Source organism: Dactylosporangium salmoneum (assembly GCF_039532525.1).
Classification (GTDB): domain Bacteria; phylum Actinomycetota; class Actinomycetes; order Mycobacteriales; family Micromonosporaceae; genus Dactylosporangium; species Dactylosporangium salmoneum.
This window is the reverse complement of sequence record NZ_BAAARV010000025.1, coordinates 59,985-78,872: the sequence shown is the minus strand read 5'-3', so window position 1 is coordinate 78,872 and position 18,888 is coordinate 59,985. Positions and strand designations below refer to the sequence as shown.

The 18,888-nt window shown below is 73.7% G+C and carries 16 protein-coding genes; 11 read left to right on the top strand and 5 right to left on the bottom strand.

Translation table 11 applies throughout. The features are described 5' to 3' along the window. On the bottom strand, positions 1-816 hold the full coding sequence (locus tag ABD352_RS16010) for a heavy metal-binding domain-containing protein (RefSeq protein ID WP_344613154.1): 816 nt from the start codon (positions 814-816) through the stop codon (positions 1-3). 149 nt (positions 817-965) lie between these two features. Between ABD352_RS16010 and ABD352_RS16005 the strand changes: the two genes are divergently transcribed. Continuing rightward, a complete protein-coding gene (locus ABD352_RS16005; RefSeq protein WP_344613153.1) occupies positions 966-1,760 on the top strand; it encodes a TIGR02452 family protein in 795 nt (264 codons plus the stop codon). A gap of 46 nt (positions 1,761-1,806) precedes the next feature. Here ABD352_RS16005 and ABD352_RS16000 read toward each other — a convergent pair whose 3' ends face one another. The 3 genes from ABD352_RS16000 to eccB form a co-directional block, all read right to left on the bottom strand. Next, positions 1,807-2,103 (bottom strand): WXG100 family type VII secretion target, encoded by a 297-nt coding sequence (locus tag ABD352_RS16000; protein ID WP_344613152.1) that lies wholly within the window; start codon positions 2,101-2,103, stop codon positions 1,807-1,809. A gap of 21 nt (positions 2,104-2,124) precedes the next feature. Further along, entirely contained in the window at positions 2,125-2,484 is a 360-nt protein-coding gene (locus tag ABD352_RS15995; RefSeq protein WP_344613151.1) for a WXG100 family type VII secretion target, read from the bottom strand. Between the two features lie 127 nt (positions 2,485-2,611). Continuing rightward, on the bottom strand, positions 2,612-4,021 hold the full coding sequence (eccB, locus tag ABD352_RS15990; protein ID WP_344613150.1) for a type VII secretion protein EccB: 1,410 nt from the start codon (positions 4,019-4,021) through the stop codon (positions 2,612-2,614). A gap of 89 nt (positions 4,022-4,110) precedes the next feature. Here eccB and ABD352_RS15985 point away from each other — a divergent pair, with 89 nt between their 5' ends. Further along, positions 4,111-4,863, top strand: coding sequence for an SUKH-3 domain-containing protein (locus ABD352_RS15985; RefSeq protein WP_344613149.1), 753 nt, complete (start codon positions 4,111-4,113; stop codon positions 4,861-4,863). Positions 4,864-4,891: 28 nt separating this feature from the next. On the opposite strand, the gene eccD is transcribed toward ABD352_RS15985, so the two are convergent. Continuing rightward, positions 4,892-6,277 (bottom strand): type VII secretion integral membrane protein EccD, encoded by a 1,386-nt coding sequence (gene eccD / locus ABD352_RS15980; protein ID WP_344613148.1) that lies wholly within the window; start codon positions 6,275-6,277, stop codon positions 4,892-4,894. Positions 6,278-6,536: 259 nt separating this feature from the next. On the opposite strand from eccD, the gene eccCa reads away from it, so the two are divergent. The 9 genes from eccCa to ABD352_RS15935 all read left to right on the top strand — a co-directional run bounded on the left by eccCa (position 6,537) and on the right by ABD352_RS15935 (position 18,884). Beyond that, positions 6,537-10,487: a type VII secretion protein EccCa gene (eccCa, locus tag ABD352_RS15975; protein ID WP_344613147.1), complete on the top strand. Its 3,951-nt coding sequence runs from the start codon at positions 6,537-6,539 to the stop codon at positions 10,485-10,487. A 76-nt stretch (positions 10,488-10,563) separates the two neighbouring features. Beyond that, the gene (locus ABD352_RS15970) at positions 10,564-11,196 is read left to right on the top strand and encodes a hypothetical protein (RefSeq protein WP_344613146.1); all 633 of its coding nucleotides are present in this window, start codon (positions 10,564-10,566) and stop codon (positions 11,194-11,196) included. 10 nt (positions 11,197-11,206) lie between these two features. Further along, positions 11,207-12,922 (top strand): hypothetical protein, encoded by a 1,716-nt coding sequence (locus ABD352_RS15965; protein ID WP_344613145.1) that lies wholly within the window; start codon positions 11,207-11,209, stop codon positions 12,920-12,922. A 172-nt stretch (positions 12,923-13,094) separates the two neighbouring features. Continuing rightward, positions 13,095-13,532: a hypothetical protein gene (locus ABD352_RS15960; protein ID WP_344613144.1), complete on the top strand. Its 438-nt coding sequence runs from the start codon at positions 13,095-13,097 to the stop codon at positions 13,530-13,532. Positions 13,533-13,540: 8 nt separating this feature from the next. Then, positions 13,541-13,756, top strand: a complete 216-nt coding sequence (locus ABD352_RS15955) for a hypothetical protein (protein ID WP_344613143.1) — start codon at positions 13,541-13,543, stop codon at positions 13,754-13,756. Positions 13,757-13,871: 115 nt separating this feature from the next. After that, complete coding sequence (locus ABD352_RS15950; protein WP_344613142.1) at positions 13,872-14,600, top strand: ABC transporter ATP-binding protein; 729 nt, start codon at positions 13,872-13,874, stop codon at positions 14,598-14,600. After that, complete coding sequence (locus tag ABD352_RS15945) at positions 14,597-17,017, top strand: FtsX-like permease family protein (protein ID WP_344613141.1); 2,421 nt, start codon at positions 14,597-14,599, stop codon at positions 17,015-17,017. The genes ABD352_RS15950 and ABD352_RS15945 overlap by 4 nt, the downstream gene beginning before the upstream one ends. Continuing rightward, positions 17,014-18,240, top strand: coding sequence for a sensor histidine kinase (locus ABD352_RS15940; protein ID WP_344613140.1), 1,227 nt, complete (start codon positions 17,014-17,016; stop codon positions 18,238-18,240). The genes ABD352_RS15945 and ABD352_RS15940 overlap by 4 nt, the downstream gene beginning before the upstream one ends. Beyond that, positions 18,228-18,884 (top strand): response regulator transcription factor, encoded by a 657-nt coding sequence (locus ABD352_RS15935; protein ID WP_344613139.1) that lies wholly within the window; start codon positions 18,228-18,230, stop codon positions 18,882-18,884. Before ABD352_RS15940 ends, ABD352_RS15935 begins: the two co-directional genes overlap by 13 nt. The last annotated feature ends 4 nt before the right edge of the window (positions 18,885-18,888 follow it).

Below are 18,888 nucleotides of genomic sequence, written 5' to 3'. Positions count from 1 at the left end.
TCAGCCGGTCAGCGGCATGACCATCGTCGGGTGCTCCGGCTGGGCGTCGGGGTGCAGGCGGGTGACCGCGGTGCCCATCGCGAAGAACTCGATGGCGTGCTGGCCCCACGCCCAGGCCGACTCCTCGACCGTCACGCCGACGATGCCGTCGGCGTCGAGCTGCTGGCCCTCGTACTGCATCCGGTCCATCGCGATCTCCCGGGCGTCGTAGGCGGCCTGGGAGAAGTTGGTGAGCTCGACGTTCTGGCCGATGTTGGACAGCATCTGGCGGAAGGTCAGGTGCGCGATGTGGTACACGCACGTGCCGAGGACCAGGCCGCGGGGCAGCCAGCCGTGCCGGTGCAGGGTCCAGAAGTCCTGGCCGCTCAGGTGCGAGGTGAACGGGCGGCCCTTCGGCGTGCGGTACGAACGGCCGTCGGTGGACTTGACCGCGGTACCGACGGCGACGAACTCCAGCACGTCGGAGGCGAACTGGTAGTTCAGCGAACGGATGCGCACGCCGATGACGCCGTCCGCGCCCAGGGCGTCGGCCTCGCTCTCCATGCGGGCCATGGCCAGCTCGCGGCACTGGTACATGGCCTGGCTGAGCACCTGCAGCTCCTGGCTGACGCTCCACCGCGACTGCTGGATGCCCACGTGGTAGATGCACGTGCCCATGACCAGGCCGAGCGGCTCGAAGCCGGCCTGCGTGGTGAGCACGAACTCGTTGACCGAGAGGTCCGAGGTGAAGAACGGCTTGCCCTGGCGGGTGCGGCCGAGGCGGGCCCGGGCGGATTCGGGCAGCGGCTGCGGCTGCTGGGAGACCGGTTGGCTCATGCGCCAACGCTAGAACTCGATCGCCATCGTCGCGCCGGATGGTTACCGTGTGTCGGCGTGAGCGGTCCGGCGCGGAGCGGAGGGGCCGCGAACCATAAGCACAGCGTTGGCACTCACGCCGGCGCCGGAGCGCCAGCGGAGGTGACGGCGTGAGTGGTCGTTTGCGGGAGATGGCCCGCCAGACCGTCGAGATCGCCGAACGAGGCGAGTACGGGCCGGAGAACGGCAGGACGGTATCCATCGCCACCGCGGTGAAAGAAGCCATCGCGGGGACGCGGCTGTACGAACCGGACGGTCCGGTGGCGGCCGGGCGGCGCGTCGAAGGGCCGCCGGCGATCGAGGTGACGCACGAGTCGACGCTGGCGGCGGCGCAGCGCGTGGGCGAAGGGGCGGCGACGCTCGTGTTCGCCTCGGCCAAGAACCCCGGCGGCGGCTTCCTCGGCGGCGCACAGGCCCAGGAGGAGAGCCTGGCCCGGTCCTCGGCCCTGTACGCCTGCCAGCGCACGGCCCCCGAGTTCTACGCCTTTCACCGGGAGCAGCGCGACTTGCGGTACAGCGACCGGGTCATCTACTCCCCGGGCGTGCCCGTCTTCCGCGACGACAAGGGCCGGCTGCTGGACACGCCCTTCCGCACGGCCTTCCTGACCGCCGCGGCGCCGAACCTCGGAGCGATCCTGCGCAACCAGCCCGAAGATGCCGGGGACGTGCCCGCCGTGCTGCGCCGCCGGGCCACCCGGGTGCTGCGGGTCGCGGCCGCGCACGGCCACAGCACGCTGGTGCTGGGGGCCTGGGGCTGCGGCGTCTTCCGTAACGTGCCGGCCGAGGTCGCGGCGGCGTTCAAGGCCGCGCTGGCCGAGGCGCCGTGCTTCGACCGCGTGGTGTTCGCCATCTACGACCGCCTGCCGCGCACGCCCGTGTACGCGGCGTTCACGGCCGCCTACTGAGACAGGCACGGCCCGATCACGGGCCGTGCCTGTCAGCGAGAGCAGCTCAGCGCGCGAACTTGGCGACGTTCGCCTTCTCGCGGGCCTGCATGATCTCCGCGGACTTGGTCACCGCGCTCTTGATGCCGTTGAGCAGCTGGTGCAGGTCGTTGGCGGCGTTGGTCCATTCGGCCTTGCGCTGCTGGAAGGCCTCCTGCGCGTCGCTCTGCCAGGTCGCGACCAACGGCTGGACCGTCGAGTTGACGGTGTCCAGCTCCGACTGCATCGACGCCAGCGCGCTGCTGATGTCCGCCGCGGCCTGGTTCAGGGCCGCGAACTCGACGACGATTTCGTCACCGGCCATGGTGTTCCTCCCCGTTTCCGCTTAGTTGATCATCAGGGCGCGCGTGATCTCGCCGGCGCTCGCCCCGGCCTGCTGCATCTCCTGGCGCATCTCGTCGTCGCTCACGATGTAGTCCCGACCGGCGCTGGAAACGGCCTGAGCGATGCTGCGCAGCGCGACGTTGAGGTTGGCGACGTCACCGTCGAACCGGTCGCGAATCTGCTGGAACGAGGAGCCACCGGCGCCCACCCAGGACGACTGCAGCGGGGTGAGTTCGTTCATCAGCTTGTTGAACATGCCGGTGAGCCGGTCAGCGGCCCCGTCGATCTCTGAAGCGGTCTTCGCCATGACCGCGGCATCGGTGGTTACGCCCTTGCCAGCCATCGTCAGACCCACCTCCATTCGGTCTGCCCGCGCCTCCCCGTAGGGCGGCTACCCAACCGTGCCGGATGTCCCGCACGGCGTTTCGCCTTATCACCGTATCGAAGTCCGCCCACTTCCTGCAGGGGGGACCTGCGGGAAGCCGGCGTCAGCCCGTCAGCGGACGCTTCGCGACCCGCGGATCGAGGCCCGGCCCGTTGGGGATCCGGGCGATGACGTACGACGGCAGCTCGATCGGTTTGATGGCACCGTAGCCGAACCAGGCCGGCTGCGCCCCGCTCTGCAGCGCGTAGCGTCGTCCCTGGTCGGTAACGAAGAACACCGTGCCCGAGTCGCTGTCGGCCGACTGCGCGGCCTTCACGAGCGCGCCGCTGCCCGGCGGGACCACCACCCGGTCGGCCACGACGTCCGAGCTGCTGCCGTTGGTCGCGATGCCGGCGTTCGCGGCGGGCGGGTCGGCGTTGATGCGGAACTTCGGGGCGGCCTGCCCGTCGGCGAACGTGGTGCACACCGTCTTGTCCGCGTCGATGTCGGTCATCGACGGCACCTGGGCCGGCGGGTCCAGGTCGGAGGCCGGCGGCCGGCTGCCCTTGGCGACGGTGGCGACCTCGGCCGCCTCGACCGGTTTGGCGGCCGGCGTCGCGTTCGGGTACGCCGCCGCGGTCGCCGGGTCGGCCACCACGATCGCCTGCTCGACCGCCGTGAGCTGCAGTATGTCGGCCTGTCGGACCAGGTAGTAGGTGGTGCTGCCGCCGCTCTGGACGGAGAGGACCTCCCCGACCAGGAAGTTCTTCAGCGCGGTCGAGGCCTTGCCGCGGCCCTCGACGGTCGGCGCGGTGACCTGCAGCCCGACTGGCACGGTGTTGAGCCAGGCGTCGTCGACGGTCAGCCGGGCCCGCTGGTCGATGCCCATCGCGCCGAGCGCCACCTTGTTGGTCACGGCGTAGCGGTGCCCGTGCCAGATGAGGTGCACCTTCGTGGCGCTGCCGGACTCCCGCACCAGGAACGCGGCGTCGCCCAGGTCGGTGCCGCCGCGCGGGGCCTGCCCGACCATCACCTGGCTGATCACCGTGGCGCCGCCGCTGGTGTCCTTGCCGGCCACCGCGCACACCGACCAGTCGTCGCGCAGCAGCCGGTTGGCCGGCGGCAGCGCGTCGGGCGCGCCGGCGATGCCGATGAGCGGGCCGCGGGTCGCCCCGACCAGCGACTCGCGGGAGACGGTGACCGTGGTCGCCTGCTGGCCGACGACGAGGATCGCCGAGGAGTAGTTGGCCACCGGGTACAGCACGCCGTCGCGGTAGACGTACCGTGTGCCGGTCTCCTTCTCGATGACGACCGCGTTGTTGTCCTTCCAGCTGGTGTTGCCGCCGTGCTTGACCATCCCGATGATGCCGAAGACGGCCACGGCCAGCACCGCCACCATCACGCTCGCGTAGCCGGCACCGGCCAGCCGGCGGGTCGGTGACATCGCCGGGTCGGCGTCGCCGGAGACGAACGCATTGACCACGCGCTGCACGAGGTACTGATAGGACTGGATCTGTTCCCGCCGCGACGGCATCTGCCTTGATCCCCTCCCCCGTGGGCCACGCAACTCGCGAGACGCTCGGCTGCATACGATAGGCCAGCGACCACGGAGGTGCGGCATTGGTGACGCCTGATGAAGCCACGCAGATCGCCCGGCCCTGGGCCCTGGCGAGCCTCCCGGTCAGCGGGGGTGAGGTCGGCCTCTACGAGTTCGAGCTCGGCTACGTAGCTTGGGCGAAGGTGCCGCCGTCCGATCCGGACCGGCCCCCGGAGGTCATCGGTGCCCCGCTGGCCGTGGTGGACAAGGAGACCGGCGAGCTGTCGACGTGGCCTTCCCTGTCGCCGCAGGGGGTCGCGGAGCTCTACGAGCGCGAGATGGCCGCCCGCCGGCGTTTTCCGGAGGAGGTACGGCAGGTGCTGGCCAAGGCCGGCTGGCGCTCCGACCGCAACGTCGCCGCCCGGGTCTCGGCCTGGCTCGAGGGCCTCTACGCCGCCGAACCGGAGCTCGAGCGGCGCCTGCCCGTCTTCCCCGTCGCCCGGCGGATGCTGGAGGAGTTCGGCGGCCTGTCCTTCCGGCAGCTCAAGCAGCCCGGGGTGGCCACCGGCGGGTTCGACGTGCAGTTCTGGCCGACGCAGGGCCGGGTGCTGGCCGACCTGTTCGCCGAGTTCGGGGCCGATCTGGGCATGCCGGTGTTCCCGCTGGCCTGGTACGAGGACGGCCCCAGCGACATCGTGGTGGCCGCCGACGGGCGGGTGTTCCTGCTGCACGAGGCCGGGCAGTTCCTGGTCGGCGGCTCGCCGGACGAGGCGGTCACCCGGCTGGTGCGCGGCGAGGCCTTCGCCGAGGTCGACGACCAGGGCGAGGTCATCGGCTGAACAGCGGCCCGCCCGGTCGGCGCGGGGGCTACCCCGCCAGGCCGCGGACCCAGGAGTAGACGCCGAGCACCTGGCAGACGATCGGGATGGTGGCCAGGACCAGCAGCACGTCGAAGATGTCGGCGAGCCGGCCAAGGTAGACCGAGGGCGGGCGCACGCTGTACCGCATCCCCGCCGTCACCGCCAGCACCGCCACCAGCAGCAGCCCCACGCCCACGCCCGCCTGCACCGGCAGGTCGGCGCCGGTCAGCCGGGACATCAGCAGGGCCAGCCCGGCCAGGCCGGTGAGCAGCAGCGGGAGTCGGTGGCGCACGGTGGCGAAGAGCCGCGCCCGCAGCGCGTTGGCCGCCGCGACCACGCCCACCAGGACGCCGGTGACGATGCCCGGCTCGCGGTTGATGAGCCAGCAGGAGACGACGTTGAGGACCGCGAAGGCGAGGAGGAGGCCGGTGAAGATCTCGTCGGCCCGGGCCACCGTGGCGTAGGTGGCGGCGGCGGGCGGTACCGGATCCTGCTGGAGCAGGTCGTCGGTCGTGCGCGGCAGCTGCGGCACCGGGACCTTGCCCAGCCGCACCGAGATGAGCGGCAGGGCCGGCGCCAGCAGGACCAGCAGGCCGACGAGGGCCGCGGCGCACTCGGGTGCGCCGAGGGAGGTCAGGCCGAGCAGGCCGGCGAGCACGCCCAGGGCGCCGGCGACGATGCCGGCCACGAAGAGCCGCACGTGGGCGCCGACGGCGAGGTAGCCGATGACGGCGAAGACCAGCAGGGCGCCGGCCCCGCTGAGCAGGTGCGGGGCGCCGAGGCGGAACAGGGGCTCGTCGCGGCCGAGCACGAGCAGGCCGCCGAAGAAGGCGTAGACCAGGCTGCCGGCGCCGAGCGTGGTGCCGGCGGTCGCGTCGGACATCGCCCGGGACAGCACGAAGCCACCGGTGAGCAGGCCGGCCCCGATGACCAGCGCGGCGATGGCGGGGACGGTCCAGGACGGGCCGGCGAAGAGCAGCAGGACCAGGGTGCCCAGCAGCAGGCTCAGGCCGATGGCCAGGCCGGTGACCCGGGTCGCGGCCGGGCTCCAGGCGGCGCCGTAGCGGCGGGCGCCGGCCGCGATGGCGTCGACCACGTCGTCGTACTCGAGCTCCGGCCACTCCGCGTAGCGGGGCGCGAGGTGCAGGATGTCGCCGTCGTGCACGTCCTGGGCGGCCAGCGTGCGGCTCATGTCCAGCGCGCTGCCGTCGGTGCGGCGCAGCACCCAGCCGCCGTGGTCGAGGCCGTCGTCGGCCAGGGCCTCGCCGGCCCGCGGGAGCACGCCGGGCAGCAGCATCGCCAGCGGGATCTGCTCCGGCAGCGCCAGGTCGAGCCGCCGCTTGGGTGCGGCGAGCACCACCCGGGCCAGCCCGGCACCAACGTTCTCGGCCATCGCCGTGCCCCCTGCAGAAGTCGCGCGCCCAACCACGGGCGCCTCACCAAGCGCGCCCCGCCGAGGGCGCCTCACCAAGCACGCCCCGCCGAGGGCGCCCGACCAGCAGCGTTCACGGAGAGCACCCGCCTGGAGCACCCGCCGCGAGCGCAAAGTCACCAGCGCCCATCGAGAGTGCCCAACCTAGCAGCCCCGTGGTTAGCATGTGTGCTGGTGTCGGGCCGACATCGAACGAGGTCTACGGGGAGGATGAGCTCGAGTGAGCACAGTCGTGCGCCGCAGGCCGTCGCGGCGGGCCGAGCCCGAGTACCCGACGGGCGAGGTGCTGCTCGACGCGCCGCCGGAAGTTCCGGCGCCGACGGGCCGCGGCTGGGCGCAGATGCTCATGATGATCCCGATGCTGGCCGGCTCGGGGTCGATGGCCCTGATGTTCGCCGGGCAGCGCGGCGGCCCGTTGGCATATATGACGGGCGCCATGTTCGGCCTGTCCGCCATCGGCATGCTCGCCTCCCAGCTCGGCCAGCACAGCGGGCCCGGGCGGCAGGAGATGCTGCTCGCCCGGCGCAACTACATGCGCCATCTCGCCCAGCGCCGCCGGCAGGTCCGCCGGGCCGGTCAGAAGCAGAGGGCGACGCAGCTGTACCGCTACCCCGACCCCGATTCGCTGTGGTCCATCCCGGCGAGCCAGCGGCTGTGGGAGCGCCGGCCCGGGGACGCCGACTTCGGCATGGTGCGCATCGCGCTCGGCCCGCAGGACCTGGCCACCCCGCTGGTCCCGCCGCAGAGCAAGCCGCTGGAGGACCTCGACCCGATGTGCGCGGTCGCGCTGCGCCGGTTCATGACGACGTATGCGACCGTCGACGACCTGCCCATCGTGATGGCGCTGGACGGCTTCGCGAGGGTCTACGTGCAGGGCGACCCGGAGCAGGCCCGGGCCCTGGCCCGCGCGATCGCCGCCCAGGCGGCCGCCTTCCACGCCCCCGACGACCTGCTCGTCGCCGTGTGCGCCGGGCCGGGCGCGGCGCCGCTGTGGGAGTGGGCCAAGTGGCTGCCGCACGGGCTGCACCCGAGCAGGACCGACGCGCTCGGCCAGCTGCGCCTGGTCTCGCCCAACGTGCCCGGCCTGGAGGCGATGCTCGACGACGTGCTCGGCAACCGGCCGCGGTTCAACCCGGTCAGCGGCGGCGAGCGGGTCGGTGGGCCGCACCTCATCGTCGTCCTCGACGGCGGCGACGTGCTCGGCTCCGACCATCTCATGACGGAGGGCGGGGTCGAGGGGGTCACCGTCCTGGACCTGTCCACCCCGCCGCCGCGCCTGCTCGACCAGTCCTCCCTGGTCCTGACCATCGCCGAGGATGGCACGCTGTCCAGCAGCACCTTCGAGGGCCGGGCCGAGGTCGGCAAGGCCGACCGGCTCAGCCAGACCGAGATGGAGGGCCTGGCGCTGCAGCTCTCGCCGCTGCGCCTGTCCGCCGCCTCGCGCACCGAGCAGCGCGCGACCGGCACGATCGACCTCACCGACCTGCTGGAGATCGGCTCGCCGGAGGACTACGACCCGCAGCGACACTGGGTCCCCCGGCCGCAGCGCGACCGGCTGCGGGTGCCGATCGGCTGGTCGCCCGACGGCACGATGGTGGAGCTGGACCTCAAGGAGTCGGCCCAGGACGGCATGGGCCCGCACGGCCTGCTCATCGGGGCCACCGGCTCCGGCAAGTCGGAGCTGCTGCGCACGCTCGTGCTGGCGCTGGCCGTCACGCACAGCTCCGAGCTGCTCAACTTCGTGCTCATCGACTTCAAGGGCGGCGCCACCTTCACCAAGCTCGACGTGCTGCCGCACACCAGCGCGGTGATCACCAACCTCGAGGACGAGCTGCCGCTGGTCGACCGCATGACCGACGCCATCAACGGCGAGCTGCTGCGCCGGCAGGAGCTGCTGCGCAAGGCCGGCATGTACGCCAGCCAGCGCGACTACGAGAAGGCCCGCACGGCCGGCGCGCCGCTGGCGCCGCTGCCCAGCCTGCTCATCATCTGCGACGAGTTCAGCGAGCTGCTGACCGCCAAGCCCGACTTCATCGACATGTTCGTGCAGATCGGGCGGGTCGGGCGCTCCCTCGGCGTACACCTGCTGCTGGCGTCTCAGCGGCTCGAGGAGGGCCGGCTGCGCGGCCTGGACACGCACCTGTCCTACCGCGTCGGCCTGCGGACCTTTTCGGCGGTGGAGAGCCGGATCGTGCTCGGCGACGTGGCCGCCTTCGAGCTGCCGCGCTCCCCCGGCCACGGCTACCTGCGCTTCGGCACCGAGCCGCTGAAGCGCTTCCGGGCCGCATACGTGTCCGGGGTGTACCGCCGCGACACCGCCGTCGCCCTGGCCGCCTCGGGCGGGCCGGTCGTGCGCGACTACGTCAGCGGCTACGTGGCGCCCCCGGTGACCGAGGAGCCGGTGGTCGAGCAGCAGGAGGAGAGCGCGGTCGGGGAGAGCATGCTCGACCTGCTCGTCGACCGGATGCGGGGCAAGGGCGTGCCGGCCCACCAGGTGTGGCTGCCGCCGCTGTCCGACCCGCCGACCCTCGACGCGCTGCTGCCCTCGCGCGTCGCCGATCCCGAGCGCGGCCTGACCGTGCAGGTCGCCGAGCTGCAGGGCAGCCTGCACGCCGTGGTCGGCATCGTGGACCGGCCGCTGGACCAGCGCCGCGACCCGGTCTGGTGGGAGCTGGCCGGCTCGGCCGGGCACGCGGTCGTCGTCGGCGGCCCGGGCAGCGGCAAGAGCACCCTGCTGCGCAGCCTGGTCCTCAGCCTGGCGCTGTCGCACACGCCGCGCGAGGCCCAGTTCTACTGCCTGGACTTCGGCGGCGGCGCGCTCGGCTCGCTGCGCGAGGTGCCGCACGTCGGCGGCGTGGCCACCCGCCTGGACCCCGGCGCCGTGCGGCGGACCGTGGCCGAGCTGCAGGTGCTGCTGGCCGAGCGGGAGCGGCGCTTCGCGGCGGCCGCGGTGGACTCGATGGCCACCTACCGGCGGCTGCGCCGGGCCGGGCAGCACGCCGACGACCCGTTCGGCGACGTGTTCCTGGTCATCGACGGCTGGTCGACGATCCGCTCCGACTTCGAGGACCTCGAGGGGTCGATCAACGACCTGACCAACCGCGGCCTGACGTACGGCGTCCACGTCGTCGCCTCCGCGACCCGCTGGAACGACGTCCGGCCCGCGATCCGGGACCTCTTCGGCAGCCGGCTGGAGCTGAAGCTGGGCGACCCGAGCGACTCGCAGATCGACCGGCGGGCGGCGATGAACGTGCCGGACCGTACGCCGGGCCGCGGCATCGTCCCCGGCGGCCTGCAGTTCCTCGGCGCCCTCCCCCGCATCGACGGGCAGGCGGTGGTCGAGGACCTGGCTGACGGGGTGGAGAAGCTGGTCGCCGAGATCCGGCAGGGCTGGCCGGCGGCCGGCGCCCCGCCGGTGCGGCTGCTGCCGGCGACGCTGCCGTACGAGAGCCTCCCGGTCACCGACCGTGAGCGCCCCGGCGTCCCGATCGGCATCGCCGAGTCGGACCTGCGCCCGGTCTGGGTCGACCTCGCCACCGACCCGCACTTCCTGCTCTTCGGCGACTCCGCGTCGGGCAAGAGCGCGTTCCTGCGGGCCTTCGGCCAGGCCATCATCGACCGGTACGAGCTGGTCGAGGCCCGGATGATCGTGGTGGACTACCGGCGCAGCCTGCTCGGCGCCTTCGACAGCCCGCACCTGATCGGCACCGGCACCTCGGCGGAGACCGCCAAGACGATCATGGACGAGGTCGTCGGGGTGCTCAAGGCGCGGCTGCCCGGCCCCGACGTGACGATCGAGCAGCTGCGCAACCGCAGCTGGTGGAAGGGCCCGGAGCTGTACGTCCTGGTCGACGACTACGACCTGGTGGCCGGCGGCAGCACCAACCCGATCACGCCGCTGCTGGACTTCCTGAGCCAGGCCCGCGACGTCGGCCTGCACCTGATCCTGACCCGGCGCACGGGCGGGGCCAGCCGGGCTCTCTACGAGCCGGTCCTCATGCGCCTGCGCGAGCTGGGCTCGCCCGGCGTGCTGCTGTCCGGCGAGCGCGACGAGGGCGCGCTGCTGGGCAACGTGCGCTCCGCGCACCAGCCGCCCGGCCGCGGTTTCTACGTGACGCGCAAGGAGGGCGGCCGGCTGGTGCAGCTCGCCTGGCGGCCGCCACCGAGCTGAGCAGCGTCCTCGGTTGGCATGACTTCGATAGTATTGAGTACCTTGGGACGGTACTTCGGCTCGGCGGGGAGGGCGGATGCGCGACGACTACTACCCGGACAACAGTCCTGGGCACGATACGTGGACGCCGGTCGACCACTCGAAGATCCAGGTCAACGTCGACTCGCTGCAGAACTACGCCAAGTACGTCAAGGACGAGCTCAGCGACTTCACCGAGAACATGAAGAGCGGCGTGCTGCCGATGACCAAGGTGCAGTCGACGTTCGCCGGGTTCGGTGAGGGCAAGCTGTACCGCGGCACGCACGCCAAGGCCGTCACCGCGGTCGGCGACCTGCTCAAGGACGTGGGCATGAGCCTCAACGCGGTCCTGCAGGCGTCGATGGGGATCTACTTCGAGTACATGGGCGGCGACGACCTGAGCAAGGCCGGCGTCGACGACGTGTACGACGTGTTCTGGCCCTCCGACGGCCGCCCCACCCTGCAGGACGAGGTCAACAAGCAGCAGCCCCAGGGCCAGAACGGCGGCGACGGCACGAACGACCCCGCGCCCGTCGTGCCGCCGGCCGGCAGCGACGACTCCACGTCGAGCTACTTCAACCAGTGGGACAAGGGCTTCTCCGTCGGCGACGGCGGCGCCACGTACCAGGTGTCGGACAACCAGTCGGACATGATGGGCGCCCCCGAAGACCCGCTGAAGCCGAAGGACTGAGAGCGGCCCGATGAGTGACGAGTACTACGGCTACACGCCGTACCAGCTGCCCCCGAGCGTCGCGCAGTACGACGACTACACGGCGTCGATGGGGGTCGTCGACTACCAGCCGACGGACTGGAACGCGGAGTCGACCACCATCGAGATGATGTGGCCGTGGATCCAGATCGACTCGGACGCCCGGGCCACGGCCCTGGCCGACATGTGGCGGCGGGTGCACACCCTGCTGGACAACACCAGCCGCAACCTGCGCCGGTACACCGACGCGCTGGCCGAGCACTGGAACTCCGACGCCTCCAAGGTCTTCCTGCGCGAGATCGGCGCCGCCCTGTCCTCCCTGGACGAGTGGAAGGAGGTGGCGAGCACCAACGCCACCGGCCTCGACGTCCTGGCCAGCACCATCGCGTGGGACCAGAAGAACGCCCTGCGGATCTGGAACGAGTACTGCTCGGCCATCTCGCACCCGGGCAGCGTCCCCGGCAGCGCGGCGAAGGTGACGGCGTCGGGCCGCGTCAGCACGACGGAGAAAGAGGACGACCGCAAGGCGCGGCTCATCAAGAAGTACACCGAGGACATCAAGCCCTACGTGAAGGACCTCGCCGACACGTACCTGATGGTGTACTTCAACTACCTGACCTGGGGCACGCGCTACAAGGGCCCGACCAACGCCGCGATGGCGCAGCCCCCGACGATCCACCCTGGCGGCCCGGGCGGCAGCCTCCCGCCCCCGCCGATCCTGCCCCCGCCGAACTTCCCGAAGGTGAACCCGCCGGACACCTCGCAGCTGCAGAACCAGCTCTCGCAGCTGGGCTCGCTGCCCGGCGACCACGCCCTGACCCTGGCCGGCCAGGCCGTGCTGCCCCCGCTGCCGGAGTTCCCGACGGTGACGAACGGCCCGATCGGGCCGCAGCAGGTGCCGAACCTCCCCGGGATGCCCAACCTTCCGGGGACGCCCGGCTTCGCCCGCCTCGGCCAGGGCGGCCCGACGGCCGGCCTCAACCCGGCGGACGCCGCCGCGCGCCTCGGTGAGGGCCCCGGCGGCATGCGCCCGCAGCTGCCCGGCCGCCCCAACCTCTCGGGCCTGCGCCCGCCGCCCGGCCGTGGCATGCCGCCCGGCCAGCGCCCGCAGGTGCCCGGCCAGGGCAACCCCAACCTGCGCGGCTCCAAGGGCCGCGCGTCCATCGGCGGCCCCGACCTCAGCGAGGAGATGCCCCGCACGCCCCGCGGCCCGGTCCCGCCCCGCCTGGGCGGCCGCCGCGGCGGCACCGGCCCGGCCGGCCACATGGGCCCGGAGAACGAGCGCATGGGCGGGCGCGGCATGCCCCCCGGCGGCGGCCGCCCGGGCGGCGGAGCCGAGCGGCTCTCCGGCCGCCGCGGCCCCGGCCTGCCGCTGGAGGAGCAGGAGGCGTTCAACCGCCAGGCCCAGGCCCGCCCGGCCCTGGAGGGCCGCGGCGGCCTTCGCCGTCCGGCCGGCCCCCTGACCCCCGAGGACGCGGGCCACTCCCCGACCCTGCGCGGCCGCGCCGGCGCCGGCGAGCCGCCCTTCGGCCCCAACGCACGCCAGCCCCAGCCCGGCCGCGACCGGGACTACCGCGGCGACTACGACGCGGACGTGGTGCCGGGCGAGGACGAGCTGTGGGCGGTCGAACGCCCCAACCCGACCGTCATCGACACCCCGAACCTGCCCCCGCCGACCGAGGCCGGCCCGGCCATCGGCCGCACCTGACAAACCGCAACGCCCGATCCATCCAGCGCCGCCGCGCCCGCCCTACGCGAGCGCGGCGGCGCTTCGTTGCCGGTATGCGACCACGTTCTGGTCAGCGGCCGGCGACGATCGGTGATACGGGTCGACCCCACGGTCGATGCCCCGAGCGGGACCACCCACGAAAATTGTCGATATGTGGCCCGCGCTGCGTGCAACCGTGGCCGCCGCGGCCGGTGCGGCGGTGCTCCTCGCGCAGGTGAACCTGCCAAGCCGGGAGTTCTGGGAGAACAACTCGTCGCATTCGCACCTGCTCTACCCCTGCATCGGGCTGCTGGCACTGCAGGAGATCGCCATTTTCCTGGGGAGCGGGCTGCGGGCCGAGGCGGCGCGGCAGTACGACAACAACCTGCTCGCCGCCCTGCATGCGGGCATCAAGGTGACCGGGGAGCGCTTCGCGCTCTCGTGGGACAAGGTCGGGGTGCACGTGTTCCTGGCGCGGCGCCGGTTCGGGCTGCTCCGGTTGGTCAAGGTGGCCGGCGTCAGGATGAGCACCGAGCCGAGTCTCGTCCGGTCCGACTGGCGCCCCGGAAAGGGGATCGTCGGCGTCGCCTGGCGCAGTGAGGCACGCTGAGGGCGGCGTTGAGCCTTTCGCTGGCGGCCGATCGGGATTTCACCTCGTGGGCCCAGGAAGTCCGGGACTCGGGCTGCGGCACCGGTCCGCACTCGCAGGCCTACTACGACTCTGCGCAACAACAGTCGAGGAACACCGCGGACGCCAAAGGCGTGTTCCTGGAGACCTGGAATCCGGTGGCCGCGAGGTACGGACTACGCGCCCGCTCGTCGAACGACATCTGAAGTCGGCCACGCCCAGGATCTGACCGCCTGCTCGGGGATGGTAGGGCTGGCCATACCTCGAAGATCCAAGGGCGCCATGTGTTGAACGGGGCTGGAATTTTCGAGGCTGTACGGCATGGAGAACACGGCGGTCGTCGAGGTGCACGACCTGGTCAAGAGGTACCCCGGGGCCTCGGTGCGGGCGTTGGACGGGGTCAGCGTGGCGTTTGGGCGCGGATCGTTCACGGCGGTCATGGGGCCGTCCGGGTCGGGAAAGTCGACGCTGCTGCACTGTGCGGCCGGGCTCGACCGGGCCGACTCCGGGGTCGTGCGGATCGCCGGGGAGGAGCTCTCGCGGCTGCGGGAGCCGCGGCTCACCGAGGCGCGGCGGCGGCGCGTGGGGTTCGTCTTTCAGGCGTACAACCTGCTCGACTCGCTGTCCGTGTGGCACAACGTGCTGCTGCCGCAGCGGCTGGCCGGGGTGCGGGCCGATCGCGGGTGGGCCGAGGAGGTGCTGCGCCGGGTCGGGCTCGCCGGGTTCGAGCGCGAGCGCCCGAGCCGGCTGTCCGGCGGGCAGCGGCAGCGGGTCGCGCTGGCCCGGGCGCTGGCCGGGCGGCCCGAGATCATCTTCGCGGACGAGCCGACCGGGGCGCTGGACCTGGCCAGCGGGCGCGAGGTGCTCGGGCTGCTGCGGGAGGCGGTCGAGCGGACCGGGACGGCGGTGGTCATGGTGACGCACGATCCGGCCGCGGCGGCCTGGGCCGACCGGGTCGTGTTCCTGGCCGACGGCCGGGTCGTGGGCGAGCTGGCGGCACCGACGGCCGAGGCCGTGGCCGGGCGCATGACGGCGGTGAGCGCGCGATGATGCGGCTCGCACTGGGCACACTGCGCCGGCACCGCGGGGCGTACGCCGGCACGCTCCTGGCCGCGCTACTCGCGATCGCCCTGCTCGCGGCGGGCGGGCTGCTGCTGTTCTCGGTGCTCACCGCGAAGCCGCCGGCCGACCGGTTCGCCGCGGCCGACGCGGTGGTCTCCGGGGCGCGCGAGGTGACCGCCACGACCGTGACCCACAAGAAGCGGGACAAGACCAAGACCAAGGTGAAGAGCGAGCGGCTCACCGGGGCCGGCACGCTGCCGGCCGACCTGGCCGGCAAGCTCGCCAAGGTGCCCGGCGTCACCTCGGTGGTGGCCGACGCCGCGTTCCCGGTGCAGCTGAACGACCGGACCGTGATCGGGCACGGCTGGGGCTCGGCGGCGCTCACGCCGTTCGCGCTGCGGTCCGGCGAGGCGCCGGCGGCCGGCGAGGCGGTGGTCGACGCGGACATCGCGGCCCGGGCCGGCCTCGCGCCGGGGGCGAGCATCCGGGTCACCAGCCGCACCGGCACCCGCGTGCTGCGGGTCTCCGGCGTCGCCGCTCCCCCGGGCCGCGACGCGCTGCCCGCGCAGGGCGCGCTGTTCGTCAACGACGGGGAGGTCGCGGCGCTGTCGGGGCTGAACGGGCCGACCGCGATCGCGGTGCGCACCGGCGATCCGGCCGGGTTCGCGAAGGCGGCGGAGGCGCTCACCGACGCGCCCGTGTACACCGGGGACGACCGGGTGCGGGCCGACCTGCCCGGGGCGCTGCCGGACTACATCGCGCCGATCTCGATCTTCGGGTTCCTGCTCGGGATAACCGCCTTCGCGGCCGGGTTCGTGCTGGTCGGGACCGTCGCGCTGAGCGTGCGGCAGCGGCTGCGGGAGCTGGCGCTGCTGCGCACGATCGGGGCGACGCCGCGGGCGCTGCGCCGGCTGCTCGGGTTCGAGGCGGCCACCCTGGCCGCGGCGGCCGCCCTGCCGGCGGCGCCGCTCGGGGTGCTGATCGCCCGGCTGGTCGCGGCCCGGTTCCGGGCGCTGGGGGTGGTGCCCTCGCTGTTCGAGGTGCGGGTCAACGCCGGGGTCGTGGTCGCCGCGGCGGCGGCCGGGGTGCTGCTCACCGTGCTGTCCGCGCGCATCGCCGCCCGCCGCGCGGTGCGGATCGCGCCGACGCAGGCCCTCGTCGAGACCGCGGCCGCGCCGAAGGGGGGCGGGGTGCTGCGTGCGGTCCTGGCCGTCGTTCCCGCCGCGGGGGCGGTCACCGTGCTCGCGGTCGTGCCGCTGGACGGGCCGCTCGGCATGGGCATGAGCTTCGTGTCGACCGCGCTGCTGCTGTGCGCGGTGGCGGCGGCCGGGCCGGTGCTGGTGCGCGGGCTCACCGCGGTCGTCGGGCGGCTCGCGCCCGCGGCGACCGGGCGGCTGGCGGGGCTGATCGCGCGGGCGGAGTACCGCCGCGTCGCCGCCGTCGCCGTCCCGCTCGTGCTGATGTTCGCCATCAACGCGACCATGCTGCTCAACGCGGCCCTGCTGAACGACCTGGGGGCGAAGGAGCAGGCCGCGCGGACGGCGCCGGCGAACGTCCGGCTGGGCGGCGGTATGCCGCTGGACGAGGCCGAGCAGCTCGCGGCCGGGCCGGGGGTCGGCGGCGCCGCGGCGACCATCCCGACCCGGGCGATCCTGGTCAGCGGGGGCAAGCCCGAGGACTACGCGGCGCAGGGGCTGCTCGTCACCGGCTCCTCCCCCGCGCTCGACCTCGGCGTGACGGCGGGCGCGCTGACGCCGGACGGGCTGGCGATGAGCGCGTACCTGGCCCGGCAGGAGGGACTGCGGGTGGGCGACCGGGTGCCGGTGTGGCTGGCCGACGGGGCGCGCACCGAGCTGCCGCTCACCGCGATCTACGCGCGCTCGCACGGCTTCGGCGACCTGGTGCTGCCGGCCGCGCTGGTCGCCGCGCACGACCCGGTGGGGCTGGTGACGAGCCTGACGATGCGCACGGCCGAGCCGGCGAGCGGCGCATCGGCACACGGCCCGGCGCAGAACAGCCCGCAGCAAGGGGCGTGGGAGCTCATGGTCGCCGTGACGCTCGGGTTCACCGCGATCGCCGTGGTCAACACGTTCGCCATCGCCACCGCGGCCCGCCGCAAGGAGTGCGCCGACCTGTGGCTGGCCGGGGCGACCGGGGCGCAGGTGCGGCGGCTGCTCACCGCCGAGGCGGGGATCGCGGTCGCGGTCGGCGCGGTGCTCGGGGCGGCGGTCACCGCGGTCGTGGTCGGGGCGTTCAGCGTCGCCCAGGACGGGACGTTGCGGGTGTTCGTCGACCCGGCGACCTACGCCGGGCTGCTCGGCGCGACCGCGCTGCTGGGGCTGCTGGCCGGGGCGGTACCGGCCCGGCTGCTGGTCCGGCGCGGCTCCATACTGTGGACAGCATGATCAGAAGAAGCGTCGTGGCGCTCGCGTACCTGGCCGGCGGCATCGTCGCCGGCCCGGTCGGGCTGCTCTGGAGCGTCGCCGCCGTGCTCGGCGTCGCGGTGCTCGCGATCACGCAGCTCGGCGGGCCGGCGTTTCTCGGCGCGGCCTGGGTGACCCGCCGCCTGGCCGGGCTCGAGCGGCGCCGCGCCGGTTGGGTGCTCGGGAAGGCGATCGAGCCGCCGTACGTCGGCCTGCGCGGCGACACGCTGCGGCGCCGGGTGACCGCGGCCGGGACCCAGCCGGCCACCTGGCGCGACCTGGCCTGGCTGGTGCTGCTCTTCCCGCTCGGGCTCGGGCTCGGCATCGCGGCCGTCGTGGCGAGCGCGGTCTCAATCGGCATGCTCACCGCGCCGCTGTGGGCCTGGGCGGTGCCGAACCCGCGGGCGCCGTTCCCGGTGAAGCCGCTCATGACCACCACCGGCGGCCGGTTCTCGCTGGTCCTGCTCGGGCTCGTGCTGGTGCCCCTGGCCGCCTGGCTGATCCGGCTCATGGCCCGGCTGGAGGTCACGGCGGCCCGGGCGCTGCTGGCCCCGGGCGAGCACCGGCGGCTGGTCGAGGAGGCCGAGCGGCTGGCCCGCACCCGGGCCCGGGTGGTCGACGCCCAGGCGGCCGAGCTGCGGCGCATCGAGCGCGACCTGCACGACGGCGCCCAGGCCCGGATCGTGGCGGCCGGCATGACCCTCGCCCTGGCGGCACGGAAGCTGCGCGGGGCCGAGAGCCCGGCGGCGCCCGACGTGGACACCGCCCGGCGGCAGCTCGACGAGGCCCTCGCCGAGCTGCGGCGACTGGTGCGGGGCATCCACCCGCCGATCCTCACCGACCGGGGGCTGCACGCCGCGCTCGCCGCGCTGGCCGCCGACAGCCCCATGCCCGTGGTCATCCGCGGCGACCCGGACCTGCGGTTCCCGGCCGCGGTGGAGTCGGCCGCGTACTTCGTCGCCGCCGAGGGGCTCGCCAACGCCGCGAAGCACTCGGGGGCCGGCGCGGGCGCGATCGAGCTGTGCCGTACACCTGCGGCGGTGTCCATCGCCGTGGAGGACGACGGCCGCGGCGGCGCCGACCCGGCCGGATCGGGCCTGGAGGGCCTGCGCCGGCGGGTGGAGGCGCTGGACGGCACCCTGACCGTGGACAGCCCGCCGGGCGGTCCGACCCGGCTACGAGCGGAGTTCCCATGCGCATCGTGATCGCCGAGGACCTGCTCCTCCTGCGCGACGGCCTCGTCCGGCTGCTCACCGACACCGGGCACACCGTGGCGGCGGCGGTCGGCTCGGCCCCCGAGCTGCTGGCCGCGGTCGCCGCCGAGCGCCCGGACCTGTCCATCGTGGACGTCCGGCTGCCGCCGGGCTTCCGGGACGAGGGGCTGCGGGCGGCGCTGGAGATCCGCGCGGCCGACCCGGGCGCCCGGGTGCTGATCCTGTCGCAGTACGTCGAGCGCGCCTACGCCACCGACCTCCTGGCCGACGGCCGAGGCGGGGTCGGCTACCTGCTCAAGGACCGGGTCACGGCGCTCGACGACTTCCTGGACGCGATCGAGCGGGTGGCCGCGGGCGGCACCGCGATGGACCCGGAGGTTATCCGGCAGCTGTTCACCCGCAACGACCGCAATGCCGGCGTGAGCGCCCTGACCCCGCGGGAGCGGGAGGTGCTCGGGCTCATGGCGCAGGGACTGTCGAACTCGGCCATCTGCGCCGCGCTGGTGCTGGCGCCGGTCTCGGTGGAGAAGCACATCACGAACATCTTCGCCAAGCTGGCCCTGGCCCCGTCCGACGACGCCCACCGGCGCGTGCGCGCCGTGCTCGCATATCTGAGCGCCGTCAACCAAGGTTGACGAC

Bases quoted from the DNA above. Each gene is read 5' to 3' on its own strand.
- eccB (WP_344613150.1), bottom strand. From the start codon at position 4,021: ATGCCGTCGCGGCGGGAACAGATCCAGTCCTATCAGTACCTCGTGCAG.
- ABD352_RS15960 (WP_344613144.1), top strand. From the start codon at position 13,095: ATGTGGCCCGCGCTGCGTGCAACCGTGGCCGCCGCGGCCGGTGCGGCG.
- ABD352_RS15970 (WP_344613146.1), top strand. From the start codon at position 10,564: ATGCGCGACGACTACTACCCGGACAACAGTCCTGGGCACGATACGTGG.
- ABD352_RS15995 (WP_344613151.1), bottom strand. From the start codon at position 2,484: ATGGAGGTGGGTCTGACGATGGCTGGCAAGGGCGTAACCACCGATGCC.
- ABD352_RS15940 (WP_344613140.1), top strand. From the start codon at position 17,014: ATGATCAGAAGAAGCGTCGTGGCGCTCGCGTACCTGGCCGGCGGCATC.
- ABD352_RS15935 (WP_344613139.1), top strand. From the start codon at position 18,228: ATGCGCATCGTGATCGCCGAGGACCTGCTCCTCCTGCGCGACGGCCTC.
- ABD352_RS15950 (WP_344613142.1), top strand. From the start codon at position 13,872: ATGGAGAACACGGCGGTCGTCGAGGTGCACGACCTGGTCAAGAGGTAC.
- ABD352_RS15945 (WP_344613141.1), top strand. From the start codon at position 14,597: ATGATGCGGCTCGCACTGGGCACACTGCGCCGGCACCGCGGGGCGTAC.
- ABD352_RS16010 (WP_344613154.1), bottom strand. From the start codon at position 816: ATGAGCCAACCGGTCTCCCAGCAGCCGCAGCCGCTGCCCGAATCCGCC.
- ABD352_RS16000 (WP_344613152.1), bottom strand. From the start codon at position 2,103: ATGGCCGGTGACGAAATCGTCGTCGAGTTCGCGGCCCTGAACCAGGCC.
- ABD352_RS15965 (WP_344613145.1), top strand. From the start codon at position 11,207: ATGAGTGACGAGTACTACGGCTACACGCCGTACCAGCTGCCCCCGAGC.
- eccD (WP_344613148.1), bottom strand. From the start codon at position 6,277: ATGGCCGAGAACGTTGGTGCCGGGCTGGCCCGGGTGGTGCTCGCCGCA.